Annotated in this window: 25 protein-coding genes; 3 read left to right on the top strand and 22 right to left on the bottom strand. The window is 46.2% G+C overall.

What is annotated here, in order from left to right:
* Nucleotides 1–71: 71 nt before the first annotated feature.
* From NK662_RS14370 to NK662_RS14285, 18 genes are all read right to left on the bottom strand, one after another.
* Complete coding sequence (locus tag NK662_RS14370; protein WP_254759634.1) at nucleotides 72–452, bottom strand: HNH endonuclease; 381 nt, start codon at nucleotides 450–452, stop codon at nucleotides 72–74.
* 586 nt (nucleotides 453–1,038) lie between these two features.
* Nucleotides 1,039–1,434, bottom strand: coding sequence for a sigma factor-like helix-turn-helix DNA-binding protein (locus tag NK662_RS14365; protein WP_254759633.1), 396 nt, complete (start codon nucleotides 1,432–1,434; stop codon nucleotides 1,039–1,041).
* A gap of 65 nt (nucleotides 1,435–1,499) precedes the next feature.
* Nucleotides 1,500–1,769 carry a hypothetical protein gene (locus NK662_RS14360; RefSeq protein ID WP_254759632.1) on the bottom strand — a complete coding sequence of 90 codons (270 nt, stop codon included), beginning with the start codon at nucleotides 1,767–1,769 and terminating at the stop codon, nucleotides 1,500–1,502.
* Between the two features lie 32 nt (nucleotides 1,770–1,801).
* The gene (locus NK662_RS14355; protein ID WP_279664710.1) at nucleotides 1,802–2,218 is read right to left on the bottom strand and encodes a TRM11 family methyltransferase; all 417 of its coding nucleotides are present in this window, start codon (nucleotides 2,216–2,218) and stop codon (nucleotides 1,802–1,804) included.
* A gap of 200 nt (nucleotides 2,219–2,418) precedes the next feature.
* The gene (locus NK662_RS14350) at nucleotides 2,419–2,745 is read right to left on the bottom strand and encodes a hypothetical protein (protein WP_254759630.1); all 327 of its coding nucleotides are present in this window, start codon (nucleotides 2,743–2,745) and stop codon (nucleotides 2,419–2,421) included.
* Nucleotides 2,746–2,811: 66 nt separating this feature from the next.
* A complete protein-coding gene (locus NK662_RS14345; protein ID WP_254759629.1) occupies nucleotides 2,812–3,141 on the bottom strand; it encodes a hypothetical protein in 330 nt (109 codons plus the stop codon).
* Nucleotides 3,142–3,145: 4 nt separating this feature from the next.
* The gene (locus NK662_RS14340; protein WP_254759628.1) at nucleotides 3,146–3,268 is read right to left on the bottom strand and encodes a DUF3983 domain-containing protein; all 123 of its coding nucleotides are present in this window, start codon (nucleotides 3,266–3,268) and stop codon (nucleotides 3,146–3,148) included.
* Entirely contained in the window at nucleotides 3,268–3,432 is a 165-nt protein-coding gene (locus tag NK662_RS14335; RefSeq protein WP_254759627.1) for a hypothetical protein, read from the bottom strand. Before NK662_RS14335 ends, NK662_RS14340 begins: the two co-directional genes overlap by 1 nt.
* 3 nt (nucleotides 3,433–3,435) lie before the next feature.
* The gene (locus tag NK662_RS14330; RefSeq protein ID WP_254759626.1) at nucleotides 3,436–3,948 is read right to left on the bottom strand and encodes a dUTP diphosphatase; all 513 of its coding nucleotides are present in this window, start codon (nucleotides 3,946–3,948) and stop codon (nucleotides 3,436–3,438) included.
* Between the two features lie 128 nt (nucleotides 3,949–4,076).
* The gene (locus NK662_RS14325; RefSeq protein WP_254759625.1) at nucleotides 4,077–4,616 is read right to left on the bottom strand and encodes an ERCC4 domain-containing protein; all 540 of its coding nucleotides are present in this window, start codon (nucleotides 4,614–4,616) and stop codon (nucleotides 4,077–4,079) included.
* A 2-nt stretch (nucleotides 4,617–4,618) separates the two neighbouring features.
* On the bottom strand, nucleotides 4,619–5,050 hold the full coding sequence (locus tag NK662_RS14320) for a hypothetical protein (RefSeq protein ID WP_254759624.1): 432 nt from the start codon (nucleotides 5,048–5,050) through the stop codon (nucleotides 4,619–4,621).
* A gap of 263 nt (nucleotides 5,051–5,313) precedes the next feature.
* Nucleotides 5,314–7,755 (bottom strand): phage/plasmid primase, P4 family, encoded by a 2,442-nt coding sequence (locus NK662_RS14315; protein ID WP_254759623.1) that lies wholly within the window; start codon nucleotides 7,753–7,755, stop codon nucleotides 5,314–5,316.
* A gap of 59 nt (nucleotides 7,756–7,814) precedes the next feature.
* On the bottom strand, nucleotides 7,815–8,246 hold the full coding sequence (locus NK662_RS14310) for a DUF669 domain-containing protein (RefSeq protein WP_254759622.1): 432 nt from the start codon (nucleotides 8,244–8,246) through the stop codon (nucleotides 7,815–7,817).
* 12 nt (nucleotides 8,247–8,258) lie between these two features.
* Entirely contained in the window at nucleotides 8,259–9,200 is a 942-nt protein-coding gene (locus NK662_RS14305) for an AAA family ATPase (RefSeq protein WP_254759621.1), read from the bottom strand.
* A gap of 2 nt (nucleotides 9,201–9,202) precedes the next feature.
* Nucleotides 9,203–9,748: a host-nuclease inhibitor Gam family protein gene (locus NK662_RS14300; protein WP_254759620.1), complete on the bottom strand. Its 546-nt coding sequence runs from the start codon at nucleotides 9,746–9,748 to the stop codon at nucleotides 9,203–9,205.
* Nucleotides 9,726–10,028 (bottom strand): hypothetical protein, encoded by a 303-nt coding sequence (locus NK662_RS14295; RefSeq protein WP_254759619.1) that lies wholly within the window; start codon nucleotides 10,026–10,028, stop codon nucleotides 9,726–9,728. The genes NK662_RS14300 and NK662_RS14295 overlap by 23 nt, the downstream gene beginning before the upstream one ends.
* 2 nt (nucleotides 10,029–10,030) lie before the next feature.
* A complete protein-coding gene (locus NK662_RS23755) occupies nucleotides 10,031–10,393 on the bottom strand; it encodes a sigma factor-like helix-turn-helix DNA-binding protein (RefSeq protein ID WP_254759618.1) in 363 nt (120 codons plus the stop codon).
* Nucleotides 10,394–10,426: 33 nt separating this feature from the next.
* Nucleotides 10,427–10,582: a DUF6906 family protein gene (locus tag NK662_RS14285; protein WP_254759617.1), complete on the bottom strand. Its 156-nt coding sequence runs from the start codon at nucleotides 10,580–10,582 to the stop codon at nucleotides 10,427–10,429.
* Between the two features lie 333 nt (nucleotides 10,583–10,915).
* Here NK662_RS14285 and NK662_RS14275 point away from each other — a divergent pair, with 333 nt between their 5' ends.
* Entirely contained in the window at nucleotides 10,916–11,239 is a 324-nt protein-coding gene (locus NK662_RS14275) for a hypothetical protein (RefSeq protein WP_254759615.1), read from the top strand.
* Here NK662_RS14275 and NK662_RS14270 read toward each other — a convergent pair.
* From NK662_RS14270 to NK662_RS14260, 4 genes are all read right to left on the bottom strand, one after another.
* The gene (locus NK662_RS14270) at nucleotides 11,226–11,369 is read right to left on the bottom strand and encodes a hypothetical protein (protein ID WP_254759614.1); all 144 of its coding nucleotides are present in this window, start codon (nucleotides 11,367–11,369) and stop codon (nucleotides 11,226–11,228) included. The genes NK662_RS14275 and NK662_RS14270 overlap by 14 nt on opposite strands.
* 5 nt (nucleotides 11,370–11,374) lie before the next feature.
* Nucleotides 11,375–11,509, bottom strand: coding sequence for a hypothetical protein (locus NK662_RS23590; RefSeq protein WP_279664630.1), 135 nt, complete (start codon nucleotides 11,507–11,509; stop codon nucleotides 11,375–11,377).
* A gap of 80 nt (nucleotides 11,510–11,589) precedes the next feature.
* Nucleotides 11,590–11,787, bottom strand: coding sequence for a hypothetical protein (locus NK662_RS14265; protein WP_254759613.1), 198 nt, complete (start codon nucleotides 11,785–11,787; stop codon nucleotides 11,590–11,592).
* 112 nt (nucleotides 11,788–11,899) lie between these two features.
* A complete protein-coding gene (locus tag NK662_RS14260; protein WP_254759612.1) occupies nucleotides 11,900–12,091 on the bottom strand; it encodes a helix-turn-helix transcriptional regulator in 192 nt (63 codons plus the stop codon).
* Between the two features lie 145 nt (nucleotides 12,092–12,236).
* Here NK662_RS14260 and NK662_RS14255 point away from each other — a divergent pair, with 145 nt between their 5' ends.
* Both NK662_RS14255 and NK662_RS14250 read left to right on the top strand, forming a co-directional pair.
* Nucleotides 12,237–12,863: a LexA family protein gene (locus tag NK662_RS14255; protein ID WP_254759611.1), complete on the top strand. Its 627-nt coding sequence runs from the start codon at nucleotides 12,237–12,239 to the stop codon at nucleotides 12,861–12,863.
* A gap of 70 nt (nucleotides 12,864–12,933) precedes the next feature.
* Nucleotides 12,934–13,977, top strand: coding sequence for a site-specific integrase (locus NK662_RS14250; protein ID WP_254759610.1), 1,044 nt, complete (start codon nucleotides 12,934–12,936; stop codon nucleotides 13,975–13,977).
* Nucleotides 13,978–13,984: the final 7 nt, after the last annotated feature.

The following is a 13,984-nucleotide window of genomic DNA, read 5'->3' as shown; positions in this document are numbered from 1 at the left end:
GACACGTGGCTTTAGGGCATATTCAAAAAACCAAATTTACCCCCCCGGGGGGTATTGGTGTAAAATGACACCTATTTGGTGTTCTGTTCGGTCGCAATGGCGAACAGCACTGCCCTGGGTATCCCCCCAGCCTCTGCCGCCTCGTGATGAGGACGACACAAGCAGAGAAGGTTGTCCTCGTCTAGCCTACGCTCCCAGTCTTCACGCAGCGGCACGATGTGATGGACTTGTATATCATCGTATGTGTATTGCGTATGTGTATCATATAGTTGACGGGTGCATACCTGGCATAGGTGTGTATCACGTTGCCTGATGTAGTTCCTCTTCTTGATCCATACCTGCAGTGTGCGGAAGCGGTGCACCTCGTCCCTCTCCTTGAATCGCTTAGGCTTCTGTGGGCACTGGTACTTGCTATCATGTATCCTTCCACAATAGCTGCAGCTGCGTAACATGTCAGCGGTCCAGCTTTCGTAGTTTATATTCGTAGTATCTTGCCATCCCGAATGAGATAAGGGATAGGACAAGAGCTATAGTTGATAAGATGTATTCCATGTCTATTTCACCTCAATATAAAAAGGTACTCACCTGTCAGTATGAGTACCTCCTTGGATCAATCCGGCTATTCATATTTTGATTGGAGTTTCCACACTCCTGTCAGCGTATGAGGATGGGTTCATACGCCGGCGGCAATGAGGAAAAAGGATGGCTGCCCTGTGCACCGAGCAGCCTGACTAACATTCGTCCTAATTCATACACAACAGGATTGTGTCAAAGCAATTTGGAGCGTTAGCTCACTGGGGCCTTCCAAACCCCTGAAGATGCACATGGACGGAGGGAACATATGCACCTGCAGGGAAGCAGAAGAAATGCGGGAAAGGATTTGCACCTTTCATGGTGTCGACAGAAGGCTTTCTTTTATGGTCTGCACCTCACCCTACCATACATAGCGTCTACCTATTCCGCCACCGCATTCCCCTTCTTCTATGCTATTAGAATAACACCGTTTTTCAATAGGTTCGAGGCAGTCCATGAGTGAACCTAAAGTGCAATATAGTCTTCCACAAACTTGATGGTTCTGACTAACTCAGCATGCCGCTTCTTGATGTGTGAATCGCTGTAACCGAGCTGCTCGGCTACTTTATCTAAAGTCAGACCATCAATGTACTTCAGCTTTAGGATTTGCTCATCCAGTCCTTTGAAGGTACTGACAAGCAGGATTAGTTGGTTGCGCTGCTCTTGCTTATATGTAAGTTCGTTGCGGATCTGCTCCAGCTTATCTTCCACTCTCGCGCCTGCCGAATCGGATTGAAGCTTGATTTTCTGCAAATCGCCGTCGACCCATCGTTTGAGCTCACGCTCTGTCTGTTCAAGGTTAAATTCTAAATATGCTATTTGGTTTTCTATCTTATGATAGTCTTTCAGCCAATCGTACATATGATGGTCAACTCCTTTCAGAATGTCCTAAAAAATAAGGACAAAATAGGGACGGAATAAGGACATTAATTCACCCGTTCTAATTCAAAATGCTTTAGGATGTTCAGCAGCTTGGTCATTGTCCGGCTGACAATCATAGATTGTGTGATGTTCTCGATGAGGATTTCTGTGGCATATACCCCTGAATGAGATGTACCAAGCCCTTTTGTATTTCGGACAATACTTGTGCTGAACTGCAGGATGTCTCCAACTTTTATGTCCTTGAACATGTCAGCGTTGGATTTCTTCAGGATGTCTACCACCCGGTACTGGTGACTGTAAAGCGAAATCTCCATATGTTTTCCTCCTCAATGCGGGTTTTGTAGCATTATTTCATGAACACCAGCCAATGCGTCTTACTGCGCTTGTTTCCAAACAGCGGCTTTTGGCCAAAGCACTTTAAAACTTCTCTGAGCGGCACTTGGTCCTCATTCCATTTAAATATCAATGTTCCGTTCGGCTTCAGCACCCTCATACACTCATTAAATCCTGTTGCAATATCTTCCCGCCAAGTATCATCTAGATTCCCGTACTTCTTGGCCAACCATGATTCTTCCCCAGCCTTTAGCAGATGCGGTGGATCGAATACAACCAGGTAGAAGCTCTGATCCCCGAAAGGCATATTGCGGAAATCTCCAACTACGTCCGGCTTCACAATTAATTTGCGGCCGTCACATAGTTCTGTCTCCAGCTCCCGTACATCCATGTATACAGCTTCTTCATGCTGCTTGTTGAACCAGAACATTCGGCTGCCACAGCAAGCATCCAGTACCCTCTTCACTCCGATTCCCCCTCTTTGCTATCCATAATGAAAAGCTGCAGGAAGCGAGAATGCCGACCATCACGCACAGCGAATTCAATAACGTGATAACCGAACAAGCTGTAATATTCGTACACCCTTTCATATGCCCTCACATTCCCGCTCCTTTTCTCTTAAATTCGGATTTAGTTGTACTTCGTTACTAATGCCTCGCACAGTTCTTCAATCAGTTCAACAGGAACGTATGCGTACACAGTGTCCTTAAATTCTTCAATTTCCTCTAACCGAGGAAAATCCGGCAAGATTCTTCGAACGGAAATAAATTCTTCTTCTCGGATGAGAGCAAATTCCATCCGGCTGTATTGTGTTAAATCCTCTAATGTTTTTCTTGGTGTGCAGTAATGCGCTTGACTTGCTTGAATGCTGAGGGTCACATCGCCAAATTGTAAACCCGCAAATCCTCTGTATGCGCCACTTCTAAGATTTTCTTGCATCTTATTGATAAAATTCATCTTTCTCCCTCCCGGTTTGCTTCAAAATCGGATATGAGTAGCAAAGAAGGGCTGTCCCTTCCTTGCTTACTCCATGCTTTCTACCAGCGCATTGTACAACGCTTCTATCAATTCAATCGGCACATACGCATATACACTGTCATAATGCCGTTCGATTTCGTCCAACAACGGGAAGTCTGGCAGTACATCCTTCACTCTAATAAACTCGCCGTTTTTATCGAGTAATGCAAATTCCATTGTGCTGTAAATGCTTAAATCATCCCGTGTCACGCGCGGCGTGCAGTAATGGGCAAAACTCGCCTGAACGCTCAATCTCACATTGCCAAACTGAAAATTTTTAAAGGCTCTGTACATGCCCTCGTCTCCAATTTGCTGCAGAGCTGCTATGAAGTTCATACTCTCACTCCTTCAGTATTCCGGCTTTCACAAAGATGTTCCGCCATGCCGCCCGCACAATCTCCCGTTCCCGCCGCTTGAACGTTTTGGCCAGTCTCCTCTTTCGCTTTTCCTTGTTCGCCGCCATCAAAGCACCTTCTTCCATGAGCGTCTGCCGGCACGTACATACAGGAATGTATGCCCATCAATGCCGAACAGCCAGAATTTACAAAGCTTGGTTTCAAACAGAAGATAATCAATGTTGGTACAAAGCCCGGTGCATCTACACTTCTCCAGTACCTTCAGCTTCATAGCTTAGTACCCGTTGTCCTGACGATTGTGGTTCTCTGCGTTCTTTTCCATGTAGGCTGCTTCAATTTCATCCCGCAGGAAGCCCAGCAGCTCACCCAATCCGAGGAATGTCTCAAACAGGCTAGCATACCAGTACGCCACATGCCCGTCATACTGAATACTTTCATGCAGGTGCATCGTAGCCGCATATACAAGCAGGAATTGTTCTGTAATATTGTCCTGTTTGAGTGCGCTCAGTTGCAAAGGAACCTTACTGATCAAGTCCATCTCAAGCAGCGTATTGCCGATGCTTAAAATAAAGTGCAGGCCATCCACATATTCCTCCAGAAGCGTCTCCTTCGCTTCCTTGTTCTCACTCCAGAATTTAAAGCCTCTCCAATCGTTTGCGGCCTCTCCTAGCTCCACCAAGAAGGCAAGCAAACGCTCCATCAGTACATCCTTCGCCTGCAGGCTAAACTTTTCGTGAATCCGGTAATCCAGCCCGCCTTGGATTTCGTACAGTTTATGTAAATTCATATTTCCCTCTCCTTATCTATAAATCTCGTTTAGCTGCCACACACAGAGATGTAATGAACAGCCCCACATTCCCCCCGATGAATAGCCCGGCAATGAAAGCCATCATACTGTCATCCCCTTTGTTAGGTTTACAAAGCCCCGCTTTTTAGTAACTCCCTAGCCATGTATAAAAAGTGATGATATATGTAGTTTCCTGTTGTGACGTTGGCCAAAAATACAGTAGAAAATCCGTACCGCACTTCAAACGTTTTAAGGCTGCCAAGCAACGACTTCGGTTCATATCGGCTGCGGTACATCCCATTTAGGATTTTTTGATAGCCCTCTAAGTCCTCGACAATGAGTGTGAACGGATGCTTACTGGCACGGATCAGCTCGTTCTCAAAGCGGGTCCGGTCTTTAATGCTCTCCACTAGCTCGTCTACTCCATTTTTACGTTCAATAGCAGCATTCAGGTATATGTCCCTTGTGATGCCTAGCCCCTCATTAGCCGGAAGCATCGCTGAGTAATCCCCGGTCTTCATCGCCTTAAATTTGTACTGCACACTCTTTTTATTAAAATAGTCAAGCACATGCTGGTTCTTCTGCTCCCTTGTATCTACGATAATGACAAGGCTGTCAAGAAGTTGCTTCAGCTCTTTCTCCGTATAGTGATGATATATCAGGCTCATAGTCAGCCTCCCTTAAAATGCCGCATGGCATTGTTAAAAATTATCTTTGATAGCTCCTGGGTGATGTGGTTCTCATAATTAGCGGTGGGCTCTCTCACCTGCATCCAGCCATTTTTCCGCCACTCTACGAACAGCTGCAAAAATAAATCAGCGGATGCTTCATCCTTCTTCAGCCAGTCTTGAATTTTACCGTTCACATCCTGCGGTTCTCCAAGGAAGCAAGCAAGTATCTTTTCAATAGTTTGGTCAATGGCCTGCTGCTGCGCTGAATACTCTCCCTTGAGATAAGTAATTACCCTCGGCTTATATGCTTTGATGAGCTCCTCAACTTCCGGGTAAATTTTCTCTGGGTTCTCCACGTACAGGTCGTTGCCTTCTACGGTGAGGACAGCACCCAACTCGGCAACACCGTCAACAATCTTCTTCGGATGCATATCACACCTCTTTTGCAAGATGGGTTACTGAAGGGTTATCGAATTTTAAACTCAGTAACCCGCTGAAAACCCAGTCATATCAAGGGTTTGACCCACTTTTGGGTTACTGGGTTACTGAAGGTTACCTATTTTCGTAAGAAGCCCCTATATTATATATTTATTTTTTTTATTAATTATTTTCATGGGAACGGAACAGGGAAATTCAGTAACCCTAAGTAACCCCTAAAAAATGTAAAAACACTGAAACCCTTGATACATAAGGCTTAGAGCTTCTTTCTGTTGCTAGAATTAGGGGTTATCGGGTTACTTTTCGGTTGAAATTCGATAACCCGTTCAGTAACCCCGTCCTTCTTCTCTTCCTCAATTTGGAACAAGTCACCAGAGACTAAATGATTGAGGGTAATACCAATTATGAAAGTTCGATTTTTTGCACCCTTCTCTTTTTTAAAGCCCCTGATTTCTAGTTGGCGATAAAAGGCCCGGTTCTTCAGCTCCATCTCACTGTTTTCAAAGCACCACTTTGTGTACTTCTCATACAGTGATTTTGCTTCAACCCTTGCGCTTAATCCAAGAGTGCAGCATTCTTCGATAAACGGACCCAGTATGTCCATGTCCTGCCGGTAGTCCTCTGTCGCGGCTTTCACGGCTGCCGGCTCTCCTAACCCGTCACGCTGCCACATCAAGCAGCCTTCCACAGCCCAGCGTAGGATGCCTGGCATTTCCGCAGCCAGCTTGTCCGGCAGGTCGTAGTCTATCTTGTCCTTCGGAATCGTCACTGTGAAGGGAATGAGCTTGATGCGGCGCCAGATACCCTCATCTGAACCTTTAATGATAGGCTTGTGGTTGGTAGTGAAGAACACTTTAAACTGTGGTGTAAACTCAAAGTATTCTTGGCGGAGGAAGCGGGCAGACATCTTCTCGCCGCCAGTGATCTGCTTCACTAGTGCCTCAGATAGCTGCTGTCCTTCCTCCGATTCGACAGCTGATACAAAGCGGGCGCCGTCCAGTCTGGCCACATCGTTATTGATGCCGCTGTCATTCCGCTTTTTCAAAAATGTGTCGCTGTTTGTCTGCCGGCCATAATCTCCAAGCAGGTCCTGAATGGTGTTGATGAATGTGGACTTACCATTCCGGCCGTTCCCGAATAGGAAGAACATTACCTGTTCTTTGGTCACCCCGGTAAGGGCATATCCAATGGCTTTCTGCATGAAGGCAATTAAATCATGGTCTGGCTGTCCGTCATGTTTTTTAAAGATACTCTCCATGAATGCCAGCCAATTTGGGCATTTTGCATTCTTGTCATACTCAAAAGGTGAAATTTTTGTAATGAGAAGCTCCCGATCATGCGGCCGCAGCTCCCCAGTTTTTAAATCAATAACTCCATTCCTGCAGTTAAACAGGAAGTCATGGGAATCAAAATCCTTCTTTCTCACACTAACCATGGGCCGCGCATCCAATATGCTGTTCACTCGTATGGAGCGCTTCTCACACTTCCGGGCCCAGCTATACAATTGCTTAGAGCGCTTTTCGTCCGGCTCTACTGCAGCCTCAGCATACAGGGCTCGCAGTGTGCCGGCTGTCATAGCTTCAATTCTCCGCCGGCTGTCTTCTTCCCATTGCTTACCGTTCCAGATAAGCCACTCTATTTCATTGCAGTATTTGATATTTTCGCCATGATAGTAAACGATGCGCTCAGCATTGCCCAGCTCCGTCAGGTGGAAGCTTGGTGCTTTCTCCTCTTCCTCCTCTTCGTGGGTGTCCACAATTCCCTGTTTCTCTGAGATATAGATTTCATAGGGCTTCTCTGGCGGCGGCGGTTCAAAATCTGCCACTGTAGAAGGAGTTGACATGATGGCCATATCTATGGTCAATTGTCCGTATGTACGGCCGTCAGAAGAATGCTGTTTGTCCCATTTGTCGCGTAGCAAGGACGTCTCCCGGAACATAGCGTCCATTTTGACTGGATTCTTGTCCGTCCAGAAAGCAAGGTGGTTGCACAATGCCAGGTCTGTGGAAGAGTGGTCACCGTTGATGAGGCTGCCATGGAACAGGTCCCGAATGGCCCCGCCGTTCTTGCTTCTGAACATCCTTTCCCAAAGTTCGGCATTGGTTAGGCCGCTCACATCAACTCTGTGTGAGGCAACCTGGGCGCGGGCCGGCTTCTCAGTTTCCTTTTCCTGCAGATACTTGTCAAAAATGGCCCGCAGCTCTTCTGTCCTCTCCTGCACAGGTGTTTCACCGAGGCTATTGCCAGTGAAGGTGAAGTATCTGCCGTGCCGGTATACTTCCAAGCCAATTGCGGGATTCTTCCGGCCCGTTCCCGGCCCCTTCAGCGGCAGCGTACCTTTTGCTATGATGTGGATGCCTTCTCCGCTCGGGCTGTATTCCGTGTAGCTTTGCAGAGTTTCAATCACATCTTCCGCCAGCTCCGTGAGTGCCCCCTCGCTCACACAATGGTCAATATCAATTCCTACAAAATCATCTTCCTTGGAAAACATGAAGCCAATTCCATCGTATCCGCCTTTTTGAAAGAATTTCAGGATGGTCGGGAAGGTGGACCAAGTACGCCTGTTGTTACTCTGCGCCATCTCCCCAGTGATTTGATATGGCACTTTCGTGATTTTGCCATCCCTTGGTTCTGCCTTCCACAGGATCCAGTGAGGAGTGTTTTTTAGTTCTGTCGGTATGTTATGAAATTGATACATTCCTTCACTCCCTTTGGAAAAGGGAGCATTGCTGCCCCCTCGTATTCAGAATCATGTTATTAGAAGGGAACATCAGAGTCTGAGATTTTAATATCAGCTGGCGCATGAACCTCAGAAACCCTAAAGCTTTTTACTTCCGGATACTTCTTGCCTTGGTACTCACGCTCGCCTACTACAAGACGCAGGTGCTTACCGCGGAACGTGTCGGCCCATTCTTTAAAGCTGCCAAATTGGATGCCGTCCGGGAACTGTGCGGCTTTGGAGGCTTGCTGGAACCGCCACATGGATTTTTCTGCTACCGTGAAGTTGTCATACAGGATTTTCTGTCCTTGGCATGGCTGCTCAACATCCGAACGGATTTCATAGTCAACCACAACGCGATTGTTTCCGGATTCCGCTTTCTTCAACTCGTAGTTTACGACAGTGACTTCGTACTCCCCCGGCTTAACATTTTCAAACTCAGTTGCTTGTGAATAGTCCACTTTAAACATAGTTGTTCCTCCTTAGTTTGAAGAAGCTTGCAGCCGCTCAATTGCGACCTTGGCCAGCTTAGCGCTAAACTGGTCTAGCTTCATATTCGCTTTAAACTCAAATTCTTCCACTTTCTTTTTCATGTCCGCGCTGCTGGCAGCTATATCCCGAACTTGCTGAATGAGGGCAAGTCGCTCAGCCTCCTCAGCGGCCTGCTTTGCTTGTTCTTCAGCTCTCACATCAATACCGAGCTCAAGCCATTGGTACAGCTTGCGTCCGACATCCGGTGTGAGTTTGGCCGGGTTACCCTCAAACATCCGGGTGTTATCCTTGCTTGTTTCGGCAACATGGTCGATGGCAATTTGGAAATTAAGCATGAACTCATATTCCATCTCATCCTTTTGTACTGGCTTGGTACCGACTTTCCGCGGCGCCATCTTGCCGCTTGCGTCCGGCTCAACTACATACTCTTGCTTGGTCCGCAGTGTGGCCAGAATGTGCACGTTGTTGCGGGTCAATGTTTTTACGAGCTTAGTAGTTTCCGGCACAAGTTTCCCCCAGTTTTGAAAGCTATTCCCGGACATCTGCCCATGGGTTTCTACAATGCCGCCCTCGCCTTGCCAGTTGTGCGAGAGGCTGTCCACAATGATGACTTCGGCCCCGGCCCTTTTCATGGCCTGAACAGCCATATCATAGCGATCCGTGGAGTATGGAGGACTGAAATCAATGTGTAGGAACTGGCCGATCCGCGTTCCGTCAAAATCAGAACTAGCGTAGAGCTTAGCCCGGCCATGCTCTGTATCAATGACCCCAATTTTCTCCCACACCTCCTCCTCTGTCGCCTCTGGATATGCCTCGCGCATCATGCCATAAGCGACAAGCAAAGCCCCGGCTGTTTTCCCGGCCCCGCTGCAGCCAATGAAGCCGACTACAGCTTTGAGTTTCTCGCGTCGCGCCTTCGTAATATTGAACATTGTCACACCTCAACCTTGAAGCTGACGCCGGCTGGCTCTACAGCGACACCAGGAACAATCTGCCCATCTTCATCAATGACAATCTGCTGACCATCCACTTCATGGACATACAGATGTTTCTTGAGTTCGCCCCACTTCACTTCTTCTTTGATAAACTCAGTAAAGCCGACTTCTTTTGCGTATGTAAGAAGGGCTTCCTTGTCTACCTGTTTTGGCGCTGCCTTCTTTGCCAGGCTCTTTGACTTGCCGTAAGGCGTGCTGAGTGTCTTTGCCTTCGGGTTCTCAGCAAGCTGCTGGGCATGATAATTCGTGATAAGGGCTTCAAAGTAATTCAATGAACTGTGGATGGCAAGCAGCTCGCCGTTCTCCCATTGATTGATACGGATCCGCTCAGCATCAGCCAGGCTCTTTACCTCAGCCTCTTTCGACTTCAGCGCCGCCACCTTACGGAATACCCAGTTAAGGCTATCCAAGCTAGTAATCTCAAAGCGTTGCTGTTCCTCTTGTGCTTCCACATCGACTAATTCAAGCTGTTGCAATGCGTTCAAGTTCTTCCCCTCCCAATACATTGAAATTCTCTTCAAACTGCTGTTTTCTTAGCCACGCGCAGTAGGTTACACCCTCATACTGTAATTCCCCATAATATAAGTCCCCATCTGCAGGCTTAGTAAATGTAACCATGTGCTCTCCAGATAGCTTAATAAACAGTTCAGAAAACAGGTGAACCTTATCCCCCTTATTATCCAGTCCGAGGATATCATGGTTAAAAGCAGCCTTATTCGCATTCAAGAGATTCACTGACAGCTGATGAATTTTCTGCATATCCATCCTTACCCCTCCTTCACCTTTCGCTTCAGCCGTGGCGGCCAGCCTTCCGGGTCGTGGAACTGCTTCCGGCTGATGTACTTCTGCACGCTACCTTCTGAGATGCCAAGTTCTTTGGCCATCTGCTCGTATGTGAGACCGTCCATATACAGCTTGTAGACCTTATCATGGTCCACTTTGTCCATAATTGTGGGTCTTCCCATCCGGCTCTTCCTTTGGCTTTCCACAGAGCGTTCAATGTGCTTCTTGCTGATTGGCTTTGCCAGTTCCGCCTGCATGGGCTTGCGCTCCTCAACGATAGGATGCTTTTCTATGTATGCTGCAAGCTCCTCCGGCGTAAGATAGTACGTTTTCACTTCACTATGCACTATATTCACCCCTTAAACTGTACAATTGTTGAACTATAAGGTCGGAATAACCCTCGTCTGACCAGTGAAGCGATGTACCAGGTGCATGTCTCCATCCACAATCTTGAAGATCAGCCAGTTCTCCGGGCTGAGTCCATATGATTGAATATGGCCACTCTGGCGCCTTGTCGGCTTCTTACCGTTCTTCATCATCCATCCCCCTTCCGTGCCCTGGCTTCTGCCATGCGTGCAGCTGCAGCATCCTTCTGCTCTTGTGTGAGGACACGCTGAATTTCTCGCTTCATGCTTACCTGTTTTTCGGAAAGTGTACCGCGCACTGCTATTGGTCTGTCTCCCTCGCGTTCTAAGACGAGAATCTCTGTTATTTCCTGTAGTTTTCTGATGTGTTTCGGCACGGTAGAGTAAATAGTCCACTCACCTGTCGCATTGTTAAAAACTATTGTAGTTTCTTGCTCTTCTCGGGTATATCCCACTACCTCACCTCTTTATCTGATATAATTCTCCTGAGAGGAGGTGTAAAAAATGGAAAATGTTCAAAGATTAGTAGAAATACTGCAAGAATTACGGCTCGCTTCTCTGTCAATGCAATCCACATTACAGACTGAATCTGAGATTAAAGCAGCTATGAAGAAATATGACATGCTCTTCCTTGGAGGAAACTTTAACTTTATAAATACTGTTGAACTTCATCACAGTGTAAAAAATGTGTTCAACTGGAATATTGAAAAAGATGAGTTTCTAAAGCTTGTTCCAGCAGCATGTGAATCTCTTGAAATTAAGTACGAAGTGGCTGTACTGGCGAACGAGCCTAACACATTTGCCGGGTACTTCATTACACTGACTTAATCGGCTTGTTAGCAGTTTCATCATCCAATGGTTGAAGTCCGGCAGCGATCCGGGCCTCGTTAATCGTAGATAATTCGTTTTCCTCACTTCCTGTTGCCGCAGGTTGTGGGGCTTTTTGATTTCCCTCCACATTCTTCACCCCCTTCCAAGCTGCCGCAGCATATCAGCAACCGTGATGACCTCACGCGGGCTTGTGGAATACTCAACAGCATCCATTTTGGTATGTAGGTCCGCATCTGAAATGTAGTTGTACAATTCCTGGCTAAACATCTGCACCATCCCCTAGTGTAAATTACATATTTTTACAAATTAATTCCTTTTTCGACATTTTAAAAGCAAAAAAATAAGGCTTACTGCTCACTCATTTTCTGGTGCTCAATGTACGGGTACTTCTCGTGAAAAAACTTAATCGGCACTTTTCCTCTCTCAATCCAATAACCTTTTTCTGATAACTCCTGATTAAGTGATTGGACACGCATTTGTGCAGTTCTTAGACAGCCGAGATCCAGCAGCTTCATGACTTCTTTAGAATCGTAAAAGTGCTTCATCCTCTCACTCCTTCTTAATGACAAGGTATTCCAGAATACGACAATTTCTTTTGAAAAAAAGTGAGGTTATTCAACCTCTAATTTTTAACCTAAAGTTAAACAAACAGTATGGTTAAAAAGGGATTCTAATTACATCAAGGTCGACGTTGTAGAGTTTAGCTAGTGCATAAATCACTAATTCCTTTGGCTCAACATCTCCTTTCTCCCATTTGATGACTGTTTGTCTAGTTACACCGAGACGATCAGCTACATCCTGTTGCGTCATACCAGCGTTAACTCTCAGTGCTTCTAGCGACAATTGCATATATTAGCCACCTCCTTTTGATGAGGGATACAATAATCATATTTAACTTAAAGTTAAAAGTCAATACTTTAAGTTAATCAACATTACAAAATGTACTTTAAAAAAGTTAACTCTAAGTATATAATATTTACACAAAGGGGGTGAAATGTTGAAAACACAGAGGGAAATATTTGGGGAAAATTTGCAAAGTCTCATGAACGCAAAAGGAGTATATCCCAGGATTATTGCAGAGGAGATTGGAGTTAGCGATGCAGCTGTGTCGCAGTGGCTTGCCGGGGAAAAGTACCCACGTATTGATAAAATTCAGAAGTTGGCTGATTATTTTAAGGTTCCGAAATCTGCGCTAATTGAAGAACGACCGGGCAACCTAGTTCCAGTGAACCCTGCCACAGTGAAGATTCCTATACTCGGCTTCATCTCTTGTGGGCATCCAATCTATGCAGAAGAAAATTTCGTTGGGTACAAAACAGAGTCACCGGACCTGCTGCCCAGTGGGAATTTGTTTTATCTTGAGGCAAAAGGACAGTCAATGGAGCCGACGGTCCCTAATGGTGCATATGTGCTAATCAGGGAGCAGCCGGATGTGGAATACGGAGAGATTGCTGCCGTTTTGGTGAATGGCGACACAGAGGCGACATTAAAACGTGTTAAGAAACAGGGTAACGTTATAATGCTAATGCCGGACAATCCGAACTATGAACCCTATATAGTTACCCCGGATAACCCTGCACGGATTTTAGGGAAAGCAATTCGTTTTACACAAAATCTTTAAATTCCTAGCGCTAGTAATTTAATCCGAGGAGTGGGCGACGGCCTGCTCTTCCCCTTGAAAGGTGATTGAAATGCCTGTATATAAAGACAAAGAGCGGAAGACCTGGTACTACAAAGTTCGGTACAAAGATATGTACGGGCGGAACAAGCAGAAGCTTAAACGAGGCTTTGCAGCTCGCAAGGATGCAATAGCTGCTGAGGCTGAATTCATCGCCAGTATCCAGGATGCCTTCTCCGATGAAGTGACCCTGGATGAGGTGTTTGAGCACAATATTTCATTCAAAGCATACAAAGAAAAAACAATCCGCCGGCGGACTAATGAGTACAAGCTGCACATCCAGCCGCGTTTTGGTCATATCAAAATCAAAGACATCAACGTGCAGCAGGTATTGGATTTTCAGAAGCACCTCAGCAGCTCGCTGAAGTCGCCTGAAAGTGCCCGTACCGTGTTTGCGAATTTCCGTGTGCTCATCAATCATGCGAAGAAGTTTTACAATCTTCGGCGTGATCCGGTGCTGCAGGTCCCGGCTATGCCCCGCGGGAAAAAGCGTATTGATTTCATCAAGCGTGAAGATTTTGACCGGCGTGTCCAGTCATTAGATATGCACTATTATAAAGAACTCAGTATCCTTATGTTTTATACCGGCTTGCGGATAGGAGAAGCCCTGGCGCTGAAGTGGAGTGATGTAGACTTTGCCGCACACAGGATTGATGTAAACAAGTCCTGGAGCATGAATGAGAAGAAGCTAACTAGCGTGAAGACTAAGGCAAGCGAGGCTATCGTTCCCCTTCCACAACTGTGTGTGGATATGCTCTCTGAAATAAAAAAAGAATCCGCAGAAAAAATCTACGGATTCACGGATGACCATTTTGTGTTCGGCGGCATGCAGCCTTACCATTACAGTCACTATCACAAGAAATTTAAAGAAGTATTTCCGGAGCTCCGGATACATTCACTAAGGCATAGTTACGCCAGCTACCTCATAAATAAAGGTGTGGACATCTACCTCGTGAAAGAGCTCATGCGGCACGAAAATATCACCGAAACTGCAGATACTTACGGCCACCTGTATGTCGAAAGAAAGCAGGAAGTCATGAATGTTTTTAATGACTAAACGGTAT

Source organism: Ectobacillus ponti (assembly GCF_024294785.1).
Classification (GTDB): domain Bacteria; phylum Bacillota; class Bacilli; order Bacillales; family Bacillaceae_G; genus Ectobacillus; species Ectobacillus ponti.
This window is presented reverse-complemented; position numbering and strand designations above follow the sequence as displayed.